The following is a 732-nucleotide window of genomic DNA, read 5'->3' on the forward strand; positions in this document are numbered from 1 at the left end:
GCAAACCGGTCAACCAACCCATACCAACCGGCCATCGAGTGCTGCAACGGGTCGACATCGATGCTCATCGAGCAGGTCACTCAGGAAGAAACGCACCCCCGCCAGGACGTGTTCCTGGCCGGGCTTGGTAGCCCAGCCGCACCGGTACATCATCCACAAGAAGGACGGCTTGATCCAGGTCATCCGGTCACGCTTGAACGGCGCCACGAACCGGCCCGCGACGACGGCGGCCGCCGCGATCTGCGGCGAGTACGCCTGGTACACGGTGATGATGTCGGCCGTGTAGCAGGCGCGGATCTGACGGGCGGGAACGGACACGCCGTGGATCCTCGCCTAGGTCGGCGAAGCATTCCACCGAAATTCGACCCGAGGTCTGCCGCGCGGACGGCGCTCGCGCCGGCATTGCCACGACCACCGACGGCCGCCGATCGCCGGCGACAAACCGTTCGCTCAACCTTGGTGACCTCCATAAGGTGGCGTCATGGATCGACCTTCGCCGGTTGTTCTTCTGGATCTCGACGGCGTGCTCAGTCCCTTCGCCGCTGCCCACTGTCCGCTCGGTTATCAGGAACGCGTGCTCTTTGAGGGAGAAGAGCCGGTGCGCTTCTGCGCGGCACACGGTAGCTGGATCCGGGAGCTGGCCGCCGTCGGCGACCTGTGGTGGGCCACCGGCTGGGGCGAGAACGCCAACGAGCTGTACCTGCCATTGCTCGGCGTCGAACCGTTACCGGT

The 732-nt window shown here is 65.6% G+C and carries 2 pseudogenes; one reads left to right on the top strand and one right to left on the bottom strand.

Annotation, left to right across the window (positions count from 1 at the left end):
• Nucleotides 1-99: 99 nt before the first annotated feature.
• Nucleotides 100-318: pseudogene (locus IH26_RS59320) on the bottom strand (DUF4291 family protein); the annotation flags it as partial.
• A gap of 163 nt (nucleotides 319-481) precedes the next feature.
• Here IH26_RS59320 and IH26_RS0152550 point away from each other — a divergent pair.
• A pseudogene (locus IH26_RS0152550) lies at nucleotides 482-732 on the top strand (hypothetical protein); the annotation flags it as partial.

This window comes from Actinoplanes subtropicus, assembly GCF_000721705.1.
Taxonomy (GTDB): Bacteria; Actinomycetota; Actinomycetes; order Mycobacteriales; family Micromonosporaceae; genus Actinoplanes; species Actinoplanes subtropicus.